The following is a 16584-nucleotide window of genomic DNA, read 5'->3' on the forward strand; positions in this document are numbered from 1 at the left end:
CCGGAGCGCGCCGTGTCACAAAATTGTAACGGAACAGTCACGGACACGCAACGCGGGCACCGCTTCGACCTTCGCTTAATGTTAGCGAGCGGCGAAGCGCCGCACACCTCGCTCCATCCCCTCACCCTGAGGAGCCCGGGAAGCGGCGGTCTCGAAGGGCGAGGCCCGGAGCCGGGGCCTCTATGGTTCGAGACGGCGCTGCTCGCCTCCTCACCATGAGGATCGGGCAGAGTCACTCGGGCGCTAGCGCTTGGCGATCCCCGCGATGAACAGGTCAATCACCCCCTCCGCCATCCGCTCGATCTCGCCCTCCTCCACCCCCCAGCGCGGGAAATGGCCGTCGAGGTTCATCCTGGCAAAGCCATAGACCAGGGCGCGGCCGGCGATCTGGATGCGCTTGAGATCAGCCGACCGCAACAGGCCCTGCTCCGCCGCCTCGGTCAGCATCCGCTCGGTCAGCGCGACCAGTTCGGCATTGTCGCGCGTCAACTCGGCGGAGCTGCTGTGCACGAAGTAACGACCGGTCGAGATGATCTCGAAGTGGGCGGGATTGCGCATCGCCCAGCGCACATAGGCAAGGCCGAACGCGCGGAAGCGGGCAAGTGGGTCGGTTGGCGCCTCCGTCAGCGCCAAATCGATCTCGGCGCGAAAGCGCCGCTGCGCCTCCTCCGCCACCGCGGCCATCAGCGCATCGCGATTGGGAAAGTGCCGGAACGGTGCCCCCGGCGACACCGCGGCGCGGCGTGCGGCCTCGCGCACCGAGACCTCGCCGCCCTCCGCCGCCAGCTGCAGCGCAGCATCGATCAGGACACGGCGGAGGTCGCCATGGTGGTAAGGCCGGGCTTCAGGGGTGCGGCGGCTGGCGCGACGCTTCGGAGTTGCATGGGCGGATTTGGACATTCTGAGAGTCACGGCGGAAGTAGGCTCCCTCTCCCGCTTGCGGGGGTGGGCTGGGGTGGGGGTAGCGCCACGACGAAGACTCCCTGGGTGGAGAAAGCCCCCACCCGGCGCTTCGCGCCGACCTCCCCCGCAAGCGGGAGAGGTGCAGCACGGCTGCGGCCGCATCGTTCCTCTTCTTCTACCATCACACGAACGTGAATGTAAGCGGCGATTACACCGTTGACGATCGCTTCTCGCCAAAATGTAATCAATGATTACATAGCGGAGAGGATCATCGTCATGACGCAACGTCGAAGCTGGCTCGAAGGCTGGCGGCTGCTCGCCGCCCTCACCCTCAGTCTGGTCGCCCTGAGCCTGTGGATCGCCTCGATGCGGCAGTTCGAGATCGAGGGCGTGCGGATGGTGATCCGCTTCACGGCGCGCAGTTCGCTCCTCCTGTTCTGCCTCGCCTTCGGCGCCGCGGCGCTGGCGCGGCTCTGGCCCAACGCCTGGACGCACTGGCAGCGCCGCAACCGGCGCTACCTCGGCCTGAGCTTCGCCGCCTCTCACGCCATCCACGCGGTTGCGATCATCGCGTTCGCCAAGATGGACCCCGTCGGCTTTGCGGCGGCGACCTCGGCCGCCTCATTCATCTTCGGCGGCATTGGCTACACCTTCATCATCGCGATGAGCGCGACCTCGTTCGACCGCACGGCGGCGCTGATCGGACCGCGCGCCTGGCGCGCGCTCCACCTTGTCGGCGGTTATTATCTCTGGTTCCAGTTCATGGTGTCGTTCGGCATGCGCGTGCCGGCGATGCCGCCCTACGCGGCCTTCCTGCTGCCGCTGCTCGCCGTGATGGCGCTGCGCATGATCGCAATGGCCGCACACCCGCGCGGACGAACGGTCGCGGCCGGCTAGTACGCCCGTCTCACCGCGACACCAGGCCGAGCTGCTTGCCGATGATGCGGTCGAGGGCGCGCTTGGGCAGCGTCGCCCCCATCAGGTGCCGCATCGGGTCCGGCGTGATCTGGTAGCGCACCTTGGGTCTCGCGGCGGTGAGCGCCTCGAACACGATTTCGGCGATCCGCTCGGCCGGCAGGCCGCTTTCGGCGAGCTTGCTCATGAACGCCATCAGCCTGTTGAGCACTGGGAAATAGGGCGAGTTCTGATAGGCGGAGACGTCGAACTGCTCCGCCTTGCTCCAGATCGGCGTCTTCACCGCGCCTGGCGCGATGATGACGACGTCGATGCCATACAGCATCAGCTCGCGGCGCAGGCTTTCCGACAGCCCTTCGACGGCGTGCTTCGAGGTGCAGTAAGGCGCCATCAAGGGGTTGCCGTTCTTGCCGGCGACCGAGCTCATCATGACGATCCGGCCCTTGGGCCCCCTGAGCGAGGCATCGGCGCCGAGCAGCGGGCCGAACGCCTGGGTCGCAATAACGGGCCCCATGACGTTGACGTCCATCTGCCGGCGGAATTCGTCGGCGGACAATTCCAGGACGGGGCCGGCGACCGCGACCCCCGCATTGTTGACGAGACCTGCGAGCGTCTCACCGCCCAGCGCCTCGCGCACTTGCCGCGCCGCAGCAAACACCGCAGCCTCATCGGTGACGTCGAACAGGAGCGGCGTGAAGTTGGCGCCGAGCTCGGCCTTGAGCCGGTCCGCGTCCTCCTGCTTGCGTACGCTACCGAAAACGCGGAAGCCGCGCTCGATCAGGAATTTTGTGGTGGCCCAGCCAATGCCGGTGGATGCGCCGGTGATGACGACAGATCGCATGATGTCCTCCCCCTCAATCTCCAGGGATCATGTAGGGGAAAGGGAACAGAGTGCAACGCTGCCCGCCCATCGCGCGGGCCAGATGCGCGTCCTCTCGAATCCGCGATCGAGGTCAAGAAGCGCGCGCGAACGTCAGCTCTTAAGATGATGTGCTGCGCGAAGCCGCCCTCGCGCATGTCTCGCGAATGATTACAGCGAGGATGAAGAGCCGAATCCTAGACTCTGATGTCGCTGGTCTTTTGAAGGTTGGAGAAGGGAGGCAAAGGCCTCAGAAACAGCGCGAGCTCAAGAATGTGCTTTAAGCGTCAATTCTTGGACTTCATGCCGCGCTTCAACATCGAAGAATTTGAATGAAGCACCAGCGCTTGCGCCGAGAAGGAAAGAGCGAGAGCGCTGCTCGCGATCTCGCTCCGGTTGTAGTCGCGAAGGTTTAATATTTGGTTTGGCGAGTGAAGCTCTTGTTTCACCCTCTTGTCCCGGACGCGGTGCAGCGCGTCAGCGATGCGCCGCAGAGCCGGATCCATCTAGCCGCGTGGACCCCGGATCAGCAGCGCATCACACTGAACGATGCTTCGCATCGCCAGGAGTGCTGCGCTGCATCCGGGGAACGCAAGCCTCAGTTCTTCGACTTGTCGACCAGCGCGCCCTTCTTGATCCAGGGCATCATGTCACGCAGCTTGGCGCCGACTTCCTCGATCGGGTGCTGGGCGAGCTTGGCGCGGGTCGCCTTGAACGAGGTCTGGTTGACCTTGTTCTCGAGCATCCAGTCGCGGGCGAACTTGCCGCCCTGGATGTCGGCGAGAACGCGCTTCATCTCGGCCTTGGTCTCGGCGGTCACGATCCGCGGACCGGTGACGTACTCGCCGTACTCGGCGGTGTTGGAGATCGAGTAGTTCATGTTGGCGATGCCGCCTTCATAGATCAGGTCGACGATCAGCTTCACTTCGTGAAGGCACTCGAAATAGGCCATCTCCGGGGCGTAGCCGGCTTCGACCAGGGTCTCGTAACCGCCCTTGATCAGCTCGACCAGGCCGCCGCAGAGCACCACCTGCTCGCCGAACAGGTCGGTCTCGCACTCTTCCTTGAAGGTGGTCTCGATGATGCCGGCGCGGCCGCCGCCGATGGCGGAAGCGTAGGACAGGCCGAGGTCATGGGCGTTGCCCGAGACGTCCTTGGCGATCGCGATCAGGCAGGGCACGCCGCCGCCGCGCTGATATTCCGAGCGCACGGTGTGGCCTGGACCCTTCGGGGCGATCATCAGCACGTCGAGGTCGGCGCGCGGATCGAGCAGGTTGAAGTGGACGTTGAGGCCGTGCGCGAAGACGAGCGCAGCGCCCTTCTTCATGTTGTCGTGCAGGTGCTCGCGATAGATGTCGCCCTGGAGCTCGTCCGGGGTCAGCATCATGACGAGGTCGGCCCATTTGGCGGCTTCGGCGACTTCCATCACCTTGAAGCCAGCGTTCTCCGCCTTCTTGGCCGAGGCCGAACCCTTGCGCAGCGCAATCGCCACCTCCTTGACGCCGGAGTCCTTCAGGTTCAGCGCATGGGCGTGGCCCTGGCTGCCGTAGCCGACGATGGCGACCTTCTTGCCCTTGATCAGGTTCAGGTCGGCGTCGCGATCGTAATAAACACGCATAGTCGTTTCCTCATTGGGGGCCGGAATCGGCCGATGGACGGTCTCGGACGGTGAAATTGACGGATTTCGGGGGCTGTCTAGAGCATTTTAGGGCCCCTGGGAAACCCGTTTCTGCATGGAAATCTGCGGCATCATGCATCCATGAAGACGGGGTAGAGGGAGGCGAGCAGCAGGATCGCCATCAGGATATTGAAGGCGCGGACCAGCCGCTCCGAGGTCAGGACCGGCCGCAGCGCGGTCCCGAACAGGGCCCAGACCACGGTCGAGACCGTACCGACCAGCAGGCTGATCAGGGTCTGGATGGCGATGTTGACCGGAAACCGGGCGATGGCGGCATAGGCCGTGATAGTGCCGATCACGATCACCCAGCCCTTGGCGTTGATCCACTGGAACATCGCCGCGCCCCAGAACGTCATCGGGCCGCGACCGTCCCCCTCCCCCGGCTTGGTCGGCCCGGACAGGGCGATCGCAGAGGCAAGATAGATCAGATAGGCGGCGCCGGCATATTTCAGGATGGTCTGGAGGATAGGATAGGCCAGGAACACGGTGCCAAGCCCGAGGCCGACGGCGCCGACCATGAAGGCAAACCCGATGGTGATGCCGGCGATGTGCGGGATGGTGCGGCGGAAGCCGTAGGTCAGCCCCGACGACAGCAGCATGATGTTGTTCGGCCCCGGCGTGAAGAACATCACGACCGCAAAGATGATGAAGGCATAGAGCAGCGACTGGGACATGCTCACCTCATGCTGTCTTCGGCAGCGTCTGCGGACGCCGGGCCAGCAGCATCACCGCGATGCCGCCGATGACGGTAAGCATGCCGGCGAGGCGCAGCGGCCCGAACTTCTCGCCGAACGCGATGCTGGAGGCGGCCGAGCCGACGAACGGCACCAGGAGCGCGAACGGCACCACCTGCGCGGCGGGATAATCGCGCAGCAGCCGACCCCAGAGCCAATAGGCGATGCTGGTGGAAATGGCGCCGAGCGCCAGCATGCAAAGAACGACCGTTAGAGACATATGCGTCAATGAGGCCCAGGTCGGCCCCGGGCCGTTGGCGATCAGAGCCAGCGCGAACAGCGGCACGGCCGAGGCGAGGCACAGCCAGGCAAACAGATCGAACATCGGCACGCCACGGGCGCCGCGTAAGAGGAGATTGCCGATCGCGAAAGAGATCGGCGAGATCATCAGCACTGCAAAGGCACTGACGCTGAAATCATAGCCGACGGTGCCGCAGATCATCAGGAGGCCGACCGCTGCAATCGCAATGCCGAGCATCTGCACCGGAGTCGGCCGTTCGCCGAAGGCGAGCACCGCAAAGCCGATGGTGAACAGCGCCTGGCTCTGCACGATGACGCTGGTGAGCCCCACCGGCACGCCATGGGCGATGCCATAGGCCTGAGACAAGAACTGGCCGAGGAACAGCGTGAAGCTGATCGCGATCAGCAGCGGCCAGGCGATTTTCGGCTTGCGGATGAACAGGCACGGCACCGCGGCGATGATGAAGCGCAGCGCCGTCATCAGCTCCGGCGACAATTCGTCGAGCGCGATCCGGCTCGCCACGAAGGCAAGGCCCCAGATGATCGCCACCAGGACGGCGATGAGGATGTCGGCCGGCTTCATTGTTCTTGTTCTTGGCTGTTTCTTGGCTCTGCTCTGTCGTGCCGCTCTGTTGTCGTCTGGGCCTGCTCGGCCATTACGTGGAAGGATTGGGTTTGCGCAGCAGATAGGTGCCGTGCATGGGGGCGTGGTAGTCGGCCGAGACCAGCGTGAAGCCGACGTCGGTCAGCATCCGCTCCATGACCCAGCCGAAGGTGGAATATTCGTCGCGCATATGCGTCACCACGCCCTCGCGCGAGAAATCATGATTCTTGATCTGGAAGTCGGCCCATTGCTCGACGTCGCGCTCGACGGCGTCGGGCATCGCGGCGAAGACGATGTCGCGCAGGTAAAAGGTCGCGCCGGGCTTCAGCGCGCGATAGATCCGCGATATCGCCACCGCCTTCCAGAAATCCGGCAGATGATGCAGCGTGAACTCGCTGACGATCAGGTCGTAGGATTCCGGCCGATAGGAGAAGCTGAGCAGGCCCGCCGATTGCGTGCGCACGGGCGCCTTGCGGTCGCGGGCATAGATCTCAGCGAGCGCCAGCATCGCCGGCGAGATGTCGATGGCGTCGACCTCGGCGCCCATCAGCGCGGCTTCGGTCGCGAGCACGCCGTTGCCGCAGCCGATGTCGGCTATGCGCCAGCCTCGCTGTACCCCGAGCATTTTCAGCGCGGCGCGCGCGCGCAGATCGGCGTCGTCATGATTGTCATAGATCGACGCCACCGCGGGCTCTATGCCCATCCGGTTCCGCTCGTTGTAGTACCAGTCGCGCGCCAACATGGTTCACATCCCTTCAGGCCCGCGGCCGATCGCGGCAACGCCAGTGCGCGACACCTCGACGAGGCCGAGCGGGCGCATCAGGTCGATAAATTGATTGATTTTGTCGGTATTGCCTGTGATCTCAAACACAAAACTCTCGGTTGTCGCATCGATCACCCGGGCCCGGAACGCGTCCGCGAGTCTGAGCGCTTCGACCCGGTGCTCGCCCTCTCCGCGCACCTTCACCATCGCAAGTTCCCGCTCGATCGAGCGCTTGGTCTGCGTCATGTCGACGACGCGGTAGACCGGGATCATGCGGTCGAGCTGATGCTTGATCTGCTCGATCACCATCGGCGTGCCCGTGGTGACGATGGTGATGCGCGAGAGATGCTTCTGGCTCTCGGTCTCCGAGACCGTGAGGCTCTCGATGTTGTAGCCGCGGCCCGAGAACAGGCCGATGACGCGCGCGAGCACGCCCGGCTCGTTCTGCACGAGCACCGCGAGCGTGTGCGTCTCGTTGGGATCGTGGCGGTCCTCGATGAAATAGGCGGATGCGGGCTGGTTCATTGTCGTCCCCTTTATTCTCTTCGTCACGCCATCGCCGGCCGGGCTAAAGGCGCATCCGTTCCAACCCAGCGGCGGAACAGATCGAAATCGATATTGCCGCCCGAGAGCACGAGACCCACTCGCCTGCCCCCGAGCTTGCTCTTTTCCTGCAGTGCCGCGGCGAGCGCGGCGGCGCCGGCGCCTTCGGCAAGATTATGCGTATCGGTCCAGTAGGCGCGGATCGCGGAGGCGACCTCGTCGTCCGTAACCTGGACGATGCGGGAGGCGCCCTTGCGGATCAGTGCGAGCGCATCCGCGTCGGGGATGCGCGTCGCCATGCCGTCGGCAAGCGTGTTGCTTGTCTCGGTCGTCACGATCGTGCCGGACGCGAAGGATAGCGCGTAGGACGGCGCCTCGGTCGACTGCACGCCGACGATCTCGGTCTTCAGGCCGAGGAGGTCGCGCGCCATGATGCAGCCGCAGATGCCGGAGCCCTGCCCGATCGGCACGTACAGAATGTCGAGGTCGGGCGCGACCCTGAACAGCTCGAGCGCATAGGTCGCCACGCCCAGCACCAGATCAGGGTGGAACGAGGGCACCATGTGGAGGCCGGCGAATTGCGCGCGGCGCTCGGCCTCCTCGCGCGCGGCCTGAAAGTCCTCGCCATGCTCGACGAGCTCGGCGCCAAATGCCTTCATCGCCCGGTTCTTCTCGACCGAGTTGCCGCGCGGCACGTAGATCACGGCCGGCACGCCATGCCGGCTGGCCGCGAACGCCAGGCTCTGGCCGTGATTGCCGCGCGTCGCCGAAATGATGCCGGGCGTGTGCGGCCTTTCGCGCTTCAGCCGTTCGAGATAGACGAGGCCGCCGCGCACCTTGAAGGCGCCGATCGGCGTGTGGTTCTCGTGCTTGACCACGACCTCAGTGCCGAGCCGCTCAGCGAGCAAGGGCCAGGCATGCGCCGGCGTCGCCGGCACCGCCTGCCCCACGATCGCATGTGCGCGCTCGAGCTCCTTCAGGTCAAACATCACATCACACCAGCGCCTTGCCGCCCGCGAATGCGGTCGCCGTGGCTTCGTCGTTCGCCTGTTCCGGCAACAGCATCTCGTTATGCGCCTTGCCGGAGGGAATCATCGGGAAGCAGTTTTCGAGCGCCGCGACGCGGCAGTCGAACAGCACCGGACGCTTGACCGAGATCATCTCCTTGATGGCGCCGTCGAGATCGGCAGGCTTGTGCGCCTGGATGCCGACGCCGCCATAGGCTTCCGCGAGCTTGACGAAATCCGGCAGGGCTTCGGAGTAGGAATGCGACAGCCGGTTGCCGTGCAGCAGCTGCTGCCACTGCCGCACCATGCCCATGTACTGGTTGTTCAGGATGAAGATCTTGATCGGCAGCTCGTACTGAACCGCCGTCGACATCTCCTGCATCGTCATCTGCACCGAGGCATCGCCCGCGATGTCGATGACGAGGCTGTCGGGATGCGCGACCTGCACGCCGAGCGCCGCCGGCAGACCGTAGCCCATCGTGCCGAGACCGCCCGACGTCATCCAGCGGTGCGGCTCCTCGAAGCCGAAGAACTGCGCCGCCCACATCTGGTGCTGGCCGACCTCGGTCGTGATGTAGGTATCCTTGCCGCGCGTCAGCTCGAACAGGCGCTGGATCGCATATTGCGGCAGGATGACGTCGTTGCTCTTCTTGTAGAACAGCGAATTGCGGGCGCGCCACTGCGCGATCTGCTGCCACCACGCCTTGATGTCGGGCTTCTTCGCCTCTGCCTTGAACACCTGGAGGATGTCGCCCAGGACGTTGCCGCAGTCGCCGATGATCGGCACGTCGACGCGGATGTTCTTGTTGATCGAGGACGGGTCGATGTCGATGTGGATCTTCTTCGAGCCCGGCGAGAACGCATCGACGCGGCCGGTGATGCGGTCGTCGAAGCGCGCGCCGACACACAGCATGACGTCGCAATCATGCATGGTCATGTTGGCCTCATAGGTGCCGTGCATGCCGAGCATGCCGAGCCAGTTCTTGCCCGACGCCGGATATGCGCCCAGCCCCATCAGCGTGGAGGTGATCGGAAAGCCGGTAACCTCGACCAGCTCGCGCAGCAGCTTGGTCGCCTCGGGACCGGAATTGATGACGCCGCCGCCGCTGTAGATCACGGGACGCTTGGCGTGGGCGAGTAGCGCCACCGCCTTGCGAATCTGCATCGCGTCACCCTTCACGCGCGGCGCATAGGACCGGTGCACGTCGGATTTGCGCGGCGGATGGTAGGTGCCGGTGGCGAACTGCACGTCCTTCGGCACGTCGACGAGCACCGGGCCGGGACGGCCGGAGGTCGCGACGTAGAAGGCCTCGTGCAGCACTTTTGCGAGATCGTTGACGTCGCGCACCAGCCAATTGTGCTTGGTGCAGGGGCGCGTGATGCCGACGGTGTCGCACTCCTGGAACGCGTCGTTGCCGATCAGATGCGTCGGCACCTGGCCGGTGATGCAGACGAGCGGAATCGAATCCATCAGCGCGTCGGTCAGCGGCGTCACCATGTTGGTGGCGCCGGGGCCGGAGGTCACCAGCACGACGCCCGGCCTGCCGGTCGAGCGCGCATAACCTTCCGCGGCGTGGCCCGCGCCCTGCTCGTGGCGGACCAGGATGTGCTGGACCTCGCTCTGCTGGAAGATCTCGTCATAGATCGGAAGCACCGCGCCGCCGGGATAGCCGAAGATATCCTTCACGCCATGATCGATGAGCGCGCGAACGATCATCGCGGCGCCGGTCATCTGGTTCGGATCGTGGCTCTTGTCGCTCATTGGCTTGCTCCGGATGCGCTGTTGTCAGCGGCTTCGTTCTGGTCGGGTTCGGGAAATAAAAAAGGCCCCGAAGAGGGCCCATGCACACCGCCTGTCTTGTGGATGGCAGCTAGCCACCCCCGGCGGTGTGCCTGGGTACGACGGCGATAAGGAGTTTGGTAATAATGTTACGCATGGCGGGCGCCCGGCTTCCCAAAGGTTGCGCGAAACATAGCGACCAAAGCCTGGATGTCAAGGCAAAGCGGCCGTTCCCACGCGATTTTGGCAGTGTAGCGGTGTTCCCGCGGTTCGGCGAGGGGGAAATTGCGGCACCGCCAACAATCCTCCGTCATCCGGGGCGATGCGACGGGATCGCGCGAAGCGCAACGCCCGAGCATCGAGCCCGGAATCCATAACCACAGGCCCTGATGTGGCGCGAGGCTTGGCCGGCGGTCATCGCCCCACAACCATCTCGGGATGCGGGGGCCTGGCTCGCGCCTTGCGCGCACCGGAAACGACGACCGGACACGCCCCTAATCCCTCTCCCGTGCCGCCGCGGCAAGCCAGCCCCTCGCCTCCTCCGGCTTCACCCATTCGAACTCCGGAAGCTGGTGGCGGAACCAGGTGAACTGGCGCTTGGCGTAATGGCGGGTGTCGGCTCGGCCGATGCTTGCGGCCTCCTCCAGGCCAAGCTCGCCGCGCAAATGCCGGATCAGCACCGGCACGCCGTGGGCTTTCATCGCCGGCAGCAGCGGATCGAGATGGCGATCGGCGAGCCGCTGCACCTCCTTCAGCGCGCCGGCACCGAGCATGGCGTCGAAACGAGCATCGATGCGGGCGTAGAGCTCGTCGCGCTCGGGCGCGAGAAACACCGCGCGAAAACTGTTCTTCGGCAGCAGCGGCGGCTGGCCCTCATGGTGCCAGTCGAGCAGCGAACGGCCGGTCGCCTCGACCACTTCGAGCGCGCGCGCTATGCGAGTGCGGTCGCGGACCTTCAATCGCTCGGCGGCGCGCGGATCGCGGGCCGCGAGCTCCGCATGCAACGCCTCGACGCCGTTCCGCTCCAGCCGCGCGCGCACGTCCTCACGCACCGCGGCAGGGATCGGCGGCACCACCGAGAGCCCCGCCGTCAGCGCCTTGAAATAAAGCCCGGTGCCCCCGATGAAGATCGGCAGGCGGCCCAGCGCCTGCGCTTCTTCGAGCACCTTCGCCGCATCGGTCACCCAGGCGCCGGCCGAGAAGTTCACGGCCGCATCGACGTGACCATAGAGGCGGTGCGGCGCCCGCGCCTCGTCACCCCGCGTGGGACGCGCCGTGATGATGCGCAGGTCGCGGTAGACCTGCATGGAATCGGCATTGATGACGATACCGCCGGCGGCGAGCGCAAGCTCGAGCGCCAGCGCCGACTTGCCGCTGGCGGTCGGGCCTGCGATAAGCACGGCCTTGCTCGGATGCCCCTCGCTCACGAAAACCTCAAATGTCCCTCGTCGCCACGCTGATCTGCAACCCTGCCAATCCCGCGCTCGACTCCACCATCGTCGACGGCGCCCGCGCCGTGCTGCCCAAGGCAGAACCGGCGCACTGGCTGTTCGACGGGGTCGCGGTCGACATTCCCTTCGGCGCCAACAGTAACCTCGAAGGCGACCGTCACGCCATCGAAGAGCGGTTGCGCGAAATCCGTGGCGACCTCCCGATCGACATTGTCGTGCAGCCGGTCGGCTTCCGGCGCAAGAAGCTTTTTCTGGCTGACATGGATTCCACCATGATCGGCCAGGAATGCATCGACGAGCTCGCCGATTTCGTCGGGATGAAGGCGCGTGTCGCAGGCATCACCGAACGCGCGATGCGCGGCGAGATCGAGTTCGAGCCGGCCTTGCGCGAGCGCGTGGCCCTGCTGAAGGACCTCCCCGTCAACGTGGTCGACGAGGTCCTGGCGAAGCGCATCACGGCGACCCCGGGGGGCCGCGAGTTGGTCGCGACCATGCGCGCGCACGGCGCCTATACCTGCCTCGTCTCCGGCGGCTTCACGCTGTTCACACGCGCGGTCGCCGCCAGGATCGGCTTCCAGGAGAACCGCGCCAACGAGCTCGTCGTGCGCGACGGCAAGTTCACCGGCGAGGTGAAGGAGCCGATCCTCGGGCGCGCCGCAAAGCTCGCGACGCTGGTGGACCTGATGGAGTCATTCGATCTCGACGATATCGACTCGCTGGTGGTCGGCGACGGCGCCAACGACCTCGCGATGATCCAGGCGGCGGGGCTGGGTGTGGCGTATCACGCGAAGCCGGCGGTCGCCGCCGCGGCAGCGGCCCGGATCGACCATGGCGATCTCACCGCGCTGCTCTATGCGCAGGGGTATCGGCGCGAGGAGTTTGTGGAGGGCTAACCTCGGCCGTCATCACCCGCGACCCGGCTACGCCAAGGCTTCGCCGGGGTTCTGGTACTGGCCCGCCGAAGCTTTAGCGCAGGCGGGTGATCCAGTATTCCAGAGACAGTGCGAGGATACAGAGAGGCCGCAGCTACTGGATGCCCCGCTTTCGCGGGGCATGACAGTGAGTTTGTGGTGGACAGCCTTCCCTACTGCACGCTCAGAGCCACGAACCGCAGCTCGCCGTCGCCGTTGGAGACGAGCAGCAGTACCGACTTCTTGCCGTCCTTCTTGAGCTGGTCGACCCGCTTCTGGACGTCGGCGCCGCTCGCCACCGCCTCCTGCGCCACCTCGACGATGACGTCGCCGGCGGAGAGCCGCTTCTCGGCGGCATCCGAATTGGCATCGACATTGGTGACGACCACGCCCTTGACGCTGTCCTTGATCTTGTAGCGCGTGCGCAGATCCTTGCTCAGCGTCGCAAGATCGAGGCCGAGCGCCTTCTGCGTCACCGGCTTCTCCGGCGGCGGCTCGTCGGTCTTCACCGCGGCCTGCACCTTGTCGGGATCCTGGAGGCGGCCGAGCGTGACTTTCTTGGTCTCCTCCTGGCCCTTGCGGATGACGACGACGTCGACCTCCTTGCCCACCGCGGTGTCGGCGACGACGCGGGAGAGATCCTTCGGGTCCTTGATGTCCTTGCCGTCGAACTTGACGACGACGTCGCCTGGCTCGATGCCGGCCGGCTTGGCCGGGCCCTTGTCGTCGACGCCGGCGACCAGCGCGCCGCGCGCGGGCTTGATGTTGAGGCTCTCGGCGATCTCGTCCGTCACGCTCTGGATGCGCACCCCTAGCCAGCCGCGGCGAAGCTCGCCGAACTGACGGAGCTGATCGACGACGCCGGCGACCGTCTTCGACGGCACGGCGAAGCCGATGCCGATCGAGCCGCCGGAGGGCGAGATGATCAGCGTGTTGACGCCGATGACCTCGCCATCGAGGTTGAACAGCGGACCGCCGGAATTGCCGCGGTTGATGGCGGCGTCGGTCTGGATGTAGCTGTCATAGGGTCCAGAGGAGATGTCGCGGTTCTTGGCCGAGACGATGCCCGCGGTTACCGTGCCGCCGAGGCTGAAGGGATTGCCGATCGCGACCACCCAGTCCCCAAGGCGGAGCTTGTCGGAGTCGCCGAACTTCACCGCGACGAGCGGCTTCGACGGCTTGAATTTCAGCACGGCAAGGTCGGTCTTCTTGTCGACGCCGACCAGCTCGGCCTTGATCTTGGTGCCGTCGTTGAGAATGACGTTGATCTCGTCGGCATCGGCGATGACGTGGTTGTTCGTCACCACGATGCCGGACGTATCGATAATGAAGCCGGAGCCAAGCGAGTTGGTCTTGCGCGGCGGCCCGTTGTCGCCGCGCTCGCCGCCCTTGCCAGCACCGGGGCCGCGACGGTTCTTGAAGAAGTCGTCGAAGAATTCCTCGAAGGGCGAGCCGGGCGGAAGTTGCGGCATGGTATTGCTGCCGCCACCGCTCTTGGCTTCGACGGTCTGCGAGGTCGAGATGTTGACGACCGCGTCGATCACCTTCTCGGCGACATCGGCGATTCCCTCAGGTCCCCGCGCATGGGCCGGCGAGCCGAACACGCTGAATGCGCCGATGGCGAGCGCGGCCAGCCCAAGTCGCACGCAATGGTGCAAGCGGGTCGGGGCAATGGTGGCAGCGATCATTGTGATCTCCAGAGAAAGGATTCGGCTCCAGACTGCGCACGAACGGAGGGACGGCGCAAGCACAGAGGTTAACGGGCCTCAACAGTCGGATAATACGGCGAAAAACCGGCCCAAGGTTTCACTTTGGCGTTGGCCTGGCGGCTAAACGGGCCGTCGCATAACCCAGATCAGGATCAGGCCGACCACAGCCGAAGCGATCCCGACGGCGCGCAGCACATGATCGGGTGTCGCAAGCGCGCTCTTCATGGCCTTGCGCATCCAGTTCGGACTTGCCGCGAACATCAGGCCTTCCAGCACGAACAGGATGCCTAAGCCGATGAGGAAGTCGGCGAACGCAATGGACCTCATCGGATTGGAACCTCCCCGCGTGCAATTCTTGTTTCGACGAAGGGCGGCGGATGCGCCGCCCTTCGGCTCGCTCGACTTTTAAGGCTTCGCCGGCGGCGTCTCGCCGCCCGTCTTGCCGCTCGGATTACTGAAGTACCGGAAGAAATTCGAGTCGGGGCGCAGCAGGAAGCGGGTGTCGCTGGAGCGCAGACCGGTCTCATACGCCGTCATCGACCGATAGAAGGCGAAGAAGTCGGCATCCTTGCTGTAGGCCTCGGCGAACAGACGGTTGCGCTCGGCGTCGCCGGCGCCGCGGGTCAGATCGGCCTGAGATTTGGCTTCTGCCTCGATCACGGTTGCCTCGCGATCCGCCTTGGCGCGGATTTCCTGTGCCTTCTGACCGCCCTGCGCGCGGAACTCTGCCGCTTCGCGCTCACGCTCGGTCTTCATGCGCAGGTAGACCGCCTGGCTGTTCTGCTCCGGCAGGTCGGCACGGCGGATCCGGACGTCGACCACCTGGATGCCGTAGCCGTCGGCTTCATGATCGAGCTGGTCGCGGATACGCAGCATCAGCTTCTCGCGGTCGTCGCGCACCACGTTGATGAAAGTGACCTCGCCGAGCACGCGGCGCAGCGCCGCGTTGAGCAGCGCGGTAAGCTGCAGGTTGGCGGCCTGGATCGAGCCGACGCTCTGATAGAAGCGCAGCGCATCCTTGATGCGGTAACGCGCGAAGGCGTCGACCACCAGCCGCTTCTGATCGGAAGCGATCGCTTCCTGCGACGGGTTCTCGAGATCGAGAATCCGCTTGTCGATGTTGATCACCGAGTTCCACGGCGCCTTGAAATGCAGGCCGGGATCGGTGACCACGTCCACGGGCCGGCCGAACTGAAGCACGATGGTCTGCTCCGTCTGCTGCACCGTGAACAGCGACATGTAGGCCACGATCGCGATCAGGAGCAGTCCGAGCAGCGCGACGATGCCTGTAACCGGAGACCTCATCGGGTGCCTCCGCTCTGCTGCTGGCCGGCGGTGGGCGCCCGTTTGGGCGTCAATTCGCCCAGCGGCAGGAATGGCACGACGCCCTGGCCCGAGGGGCCGCCGTCATAGACAAGCTTTTCCGAGCCGCCGAGCACGCGCTCCATCGTCTCCAGATAGATCCGTTCACGCGTCACGTCGGGCGCCTTCTTGTATTCCTCGTACACCTTCAGGAAGCGTGCGCTCTGGCCCCTGGCCTCAGCGACGGTCTGCTCCCTGTAAGCCTCGGCAGCCTGCTGGATCTGCGCCGCACGTCCGCGCGCCTGCGGCACGACCTGATTGGCATAGGTCTGCGCCTCGTTCTGCAAGCGCTCGAGGTCGGCGCGCGCCGCCTGCACGTCGCGGAAGGCGTCGATCACCTGCGCGGGCGGATCGACCTTCTGCATCTGCACCTGTGTGATCAGAATGCCGGAGCCGTAGCTGTCGAGCGTCCTCTGCATCAGCTCCTGCACGCCCTGTTCGGTAACGTTGCGGGCGCCGGTCAGGATCGGCTGGATGTTGGAGCGGCCGATCACCTCGCGCATCGCGCTCTCGGCAACCGCCTTCACGGTGCCTTCGGGATTCTGGATGTTGAACAGGAAGTCGCCGACGCCATCCGGCTTGATGCGCCAGAGCACGGTGAAATCGACGTCGACGATGTTCTCGTCGCCGGTCAGCATCAAGCTCTCCTCCGGCACGTCGCGGATGGAGCGGCCGCGCCGCGCCGGATCGTCGATCAGCGTCATGCCGATGGAGATCGTGGAGACGCGCAGCGCCTTCGGCAGCAGCACGGTCTCGATTGGATAGGGCAGATGATAGTTGAGGCCCGGCTGCACGGTGCGGACATGCTTGCCGAAGCGCAAGACGACGCCGAGCTCTTCGGACTGCACGCGGAAGAAGCCCGACAGCAGCCAGAACGCGACGATGATCAGGAGGATCAGCGTGATGCCGACGCCGGAGAAATAGCCGCCGGGCAGTATCTGCTGGAGGCGGTCCTGGCCGCGCCGCAGAAGGTCTTCCAGATCCGGCGGCCTCGGCCCGACCGGTTGCGGGCCTGTGCCCCATGGCCCTTTCGGACCCGAGCCCCAAGGGCCACCGCCCTGATTCTTCCACGGCATTCGACAGTCTCCTCTGCGGACCGGGACTAGAACTTACCCGGCCGGCATT

17 protein-coding genes are annotated in these 16584 nt (G+C 65.2%); 2 read left to right on the forward strand and 15 right to left on the reverse strand.

What is annotated here, in order from left to right:
- Positions 1-243: 243 nt before the first annotated feature.
- Positions 244-900: a TetR/AcrR family transcriptional regulator gene (locus K289_RS44150; protein ID WP_035684327.1), complete on the reverse strand. Its 657-nt coding sequence runs from the start codon at positions 898-900 to the stop codon at positions 244-246.
- Between the two features lie 279 nt (positions 901-1179).
- On the opposite strand from K289_RS44150, the gene K289_RS0109705 reads away from it, so the two are divergent.
- Positions 1180-1800: a hypothetical protein gene (locus K289_RS0109705; RefSeq protein WP_035684329.1), complete on the forward strand. Its 621-nt coding sequence runs from the start codon at positions 1180-1182 to the stop codon at positions 1798-1800.
- A 10-nt stretch (positions 1801-1810) separates the two neighbouring features.
- Here the strand turns inward: K289_RS0109705 and K289_RS0109710 are convergent, their stop codons facing one another.
- The 10 genes from K289_RS0109710 to miaA all read right to left on the reverse strand — a co-directional run bounded on the left by K289_RS0109710 (position 1811) and on the right by miaA (position 11453).
- Positions 1811-2659 carry an SDR family oxidoreductase gene (locus K289_RS0109710; RefSeq protein WP_027551326.1) on the reverse strand — a complete coding sequence of 283 codons (849 nt, stop codon included), beginning with the start codon at positions 2657-2659 and terminating at the stop codon, positions 1811-1813.
- Between the two features lie 305 nt (positions 2660-2964).
- The gene (locus tag K289_RS0109715) at positions 2965-3183 is read right to left on the reverse strand and encodes a hypothetical protein (protein WP_027551327.1); all 219 of its coding nucleotides are present in this window, start codon (positions 3181-3183) and stop codon (positions 2965-2967) included.
- A gap of 92 nt (positions 3184-3275) precedes the next feature.
- The gene (ilvC, locus tag K289_RS0109720; protein ID WP_027551328.1) at positions 3276-4295 is read right to left on the reverse strand and encodes a ketol-acid reductoisomerase; all 1020 of its coding nucleotides are present in this window, start codon (positions 4293-4295) and stop codon (positions 3276-3278) included.
- Positions 4296-4426: 131 nt separating this feature from the next.
- The gene (locus tag K289_RS0109725) at positions 4427-5029 is read right to left on the reverse strand and encodes a LysE family translocator (protein WP_027551329.1); all 603 of its coding nucleotides are present in this window, start codon (positions 5027-5029) and stop codon (positions 4427-4429) included.
- Between the two features lie 7 nt (positions 5030-5036).
- Positions 5037-5912: an EamA family transporter gene (locus K289_RS0109730; RefSeq protein ID WP_027551330.1), complete on the reverse strand. Its 876-nt coding sequence runs from the start codon at positions 5910-5912 to the stop codon at positions 5037-5039.
- A gap of 73 nt (positions 5913-5985) precedes the next feature.
- Positions 5986-6675, reverse strand: coding sequence for a class I SAM-dependent methyltransferase (locus K289_RS0109735; protein ID WP_027551331.1), 690 nt, complete (start codon positions 6673-6675; stop codon positions 5986-5988).
- Between the two features lie 3 nt (positions 6676-6678).
- The gene (gene ilvN / locus K289_RS0109740; protein ID WP_027551332.1) at positions 6679-7221 is read right to left on the reverse strand and encodes an acetolactate synthase small subunit; all 543 of its coding nucleotides are present in this window, start codon (positions 7219-7221) and stop codon (positions 6679-6681) included.
- Between the two features lie 23 nt (positions 7222-7244).
- A complete protein-coding gene (locus K289_RS0109745) occupies positions 7245-8228 on the reverse strand; it encodes a threonine dehydratase (protein WP_027551333.1) in 984 nt (327 codons plus the stop codon).
- A gap of 4 nt (positions 8229-8232) precedes the next feature.
- The gene (locus K289_RS0109750) at positions 8233-10008 is read right to left on the reverse strand and encodes an acetolactate synthase 3 large subunit (RefSeq protein WP_027551334.1); all 1776 of its coding nucleotides are present in this window, start codon (positions 10006-10008) and stop codon (positions 8233-8235) included.
- 512 nt (positions 10009-10520) lie between these two features.
- A complete protein-coding gene (gene miaA, locus K289_RS0109755) occupies positions 10521-11453 on the reverse strand; it encodes a tRNA (adenosine(37)-N6)-dimethylallyltransferase MiaA (RefSeq protein ID WP_027551335.1) in 933 nt (310 codons plus the stop codon).
- An 11-nt stretch (positions 11454-11464) separates the two neighbouring features.
- On the opposite strand from miaA, the gene serB reads away from it, so the two are divergent.
- Positions 11465-12370 carry a phosphoserine phosphatase SerB gene (gene serB, locus K289_RS0109760; RefSeq protein WP_027551336.1) on the forward strand — a complete coding sequence of 302 codons (906 nt, stop codon included), beginning with the start codon at positions 11465-11467 and terminating at the stop codon, positions 12368-12370.
- 191 nt (positions 12371-12561) lie between these two features.
- On the opposite strand, the gene K289_RS0109765 is transcribed toward serB, so the two are convergent.
- The 4 genes from K289_RS0109765 to hflK all read right to left on the reverse strand — a co-directional run bounded on the left by K289_RS0109765 (position 12562) and on the right by hflK (position 16535).
- Positions 12562-14076, reverse strand: a complete 1515-nt coding sequence (locus tag K289_RS0109765) for a Do family serine endopeptidase (protein WP_027551337.1) — start codon at positions 14074-14076, stop codon at positions 12562-12564.
- Positions 14077-14217: 141 nt separating this feature from the next.
- Positions 14218-14424, reverse strand: a complete 207-nt coding sequence (locus K289_RS0109770; protein WP_027551338.1) for a DUF2065 domain-containing protein — start codon at positions 14422-14424, stop codon at positions 14218-14220.
- 78 nt (positions 14425-14502) lie between these two features.
- The gene (gene hflC / locus K289_RS0109775; protein WP_027551339.1) at positions 14503-15402 is read right to left on the reverse strand and encodes a protease modulator HflC; all 900 of its coding nucleotides are present in this window, start codon (positions 15400-15402) and stop codon (positions 14503-14505) included.
- Positions 15399-16535, reverse strand: a complete 1137-nt coding sequence (gene hflK / locus K289_RS0109780) for an FtsH protease activity modulator HflK (RefSeq protein WP_027551340.1) — start codon at positions 16533-16535, stop codon at positions 15399-15401. Before hflK ends, hflC begins: the two co-directional genes overlap by 4 nt.
- Between the last annotated feature and the right edge of the window lie 49 nt (positions 16536-16584).

Origin of the sequence: Bradyrhizobium sp. Cp5.3, from assembly GCF_000426265.1 — a bacterium.
Lineage (GTDB): Bacteria > Pseudomonadota > Alphaproteobacteria > Rhizobiales > Xanthobacteraceae > Bradyrhizobium > Bradyrhizobium neotropicale.

Coding starts and splice junctions, on each gene's coding strand:
- K289_RS44150 (WP_035684327.1), bottom strand. CDS start 900: ATGTCCAAATCCGCCCATGCAACTCCGAAGCGTCGCGCCAGCCGCCGC.
- K289_RS0109705 (WP_035684329.1), top strand. CDS start 1,180: ATGACGCAACGTCGAAGCTGGCTCGAAGGCTGGCGGCTGCTCGCCGCC.
- K289_RS0109710 (WP_027551326.1), bottom strand. CDS start 2,659: ATGCGATCTGTCGTCATCACCGGCGCATCCACCGGCATTGGCTGGGCC.
- K289_RS0109715 (WP_027551327.1), bottom strand. CDS start 3,183: ATGGATCCGGCTCTGCGGCGCATCGCTGACGCGCTGCACCGCGTCCGG.
- ilvC (WP_027551328.1), bottom strand. CDS start 4,295: ATGCGTGTTTATTACGATCGCGACGCCGACCTGAACCTGATCAAGGGC.
- K289_RS0109725 (WP_027551329.1), bottom strand. CDS start 5,029: ATGTCCCAGTCGCTGCTCTATGCCTTCATCATCTTTGCGGTCGTGATG.
- K289_RS0109730 (WP_027551330.1), bottom strand. CDS start 5,912: ATGAAGCCGGCCGACATCCTCATCGCCGTCCTGGTGGCGATCATCTGG.
- K289_RS0109735 (WP_027551331.1), bottom strand. CDS start 6,675: ATGTTGGCGCGCGACTGGTACTACAACGAGCGGAACCGGATGGGCATA.
- ilvN (WP_027551332.1), bottom strand. CDS start 7,221: ATGAACCAGCCCGCATCCGCCTATTTCATCGAGGACCGCCACGATCCC.
- K289_RS0109745 (WP_027551333.1), bottom strand. CDS start 8,228: ATGTTTGACCTGAAGGAGCTCGAGCGCGCACATGCGATCGTGGGGCAG.
- K289_RS0109750 (WP_027551334.1), bottom strand. CDS start 10,008: ATGAGCGACAAGAGCCACGATCCGAACCAGATGACCGGCGCCGCGATG.
- serB (WP_027551336.1), top strand. CDS start 11,465: ATGTCCCTCGTCGCCACGCTGATCTGCAACCCTGCCAATCCCGCGCTC.
- K289_RS0109765 (WP_027551337.1), bottom strand. CDS start 14,076: ATGATCGCTGCCACCATTGCCCCGACCCGCTTGCACCATTGCGTGCGA.
- K289_RS0109770 (WP_027551338.1), bottom strand. CDS start 14,424: ATGAGGTCCATTGCGTTCGCCGACTTCCTCATCGGCTTAGGCATCCTG.
- hflC (WP_027551339.1), bottom strand. CDS start 15,402: ATGAGGTCTCCGGTTACAGGCATCGTCGCGCTGCTCGGACTGCTCCTG.
- hflK (WP_027551340.1), bottom strand. CDS start 16,535: ATGCCGTGGAAGAATCAGGGCGGTGGCCCTTGGGGCTCGGGTCCGAAA.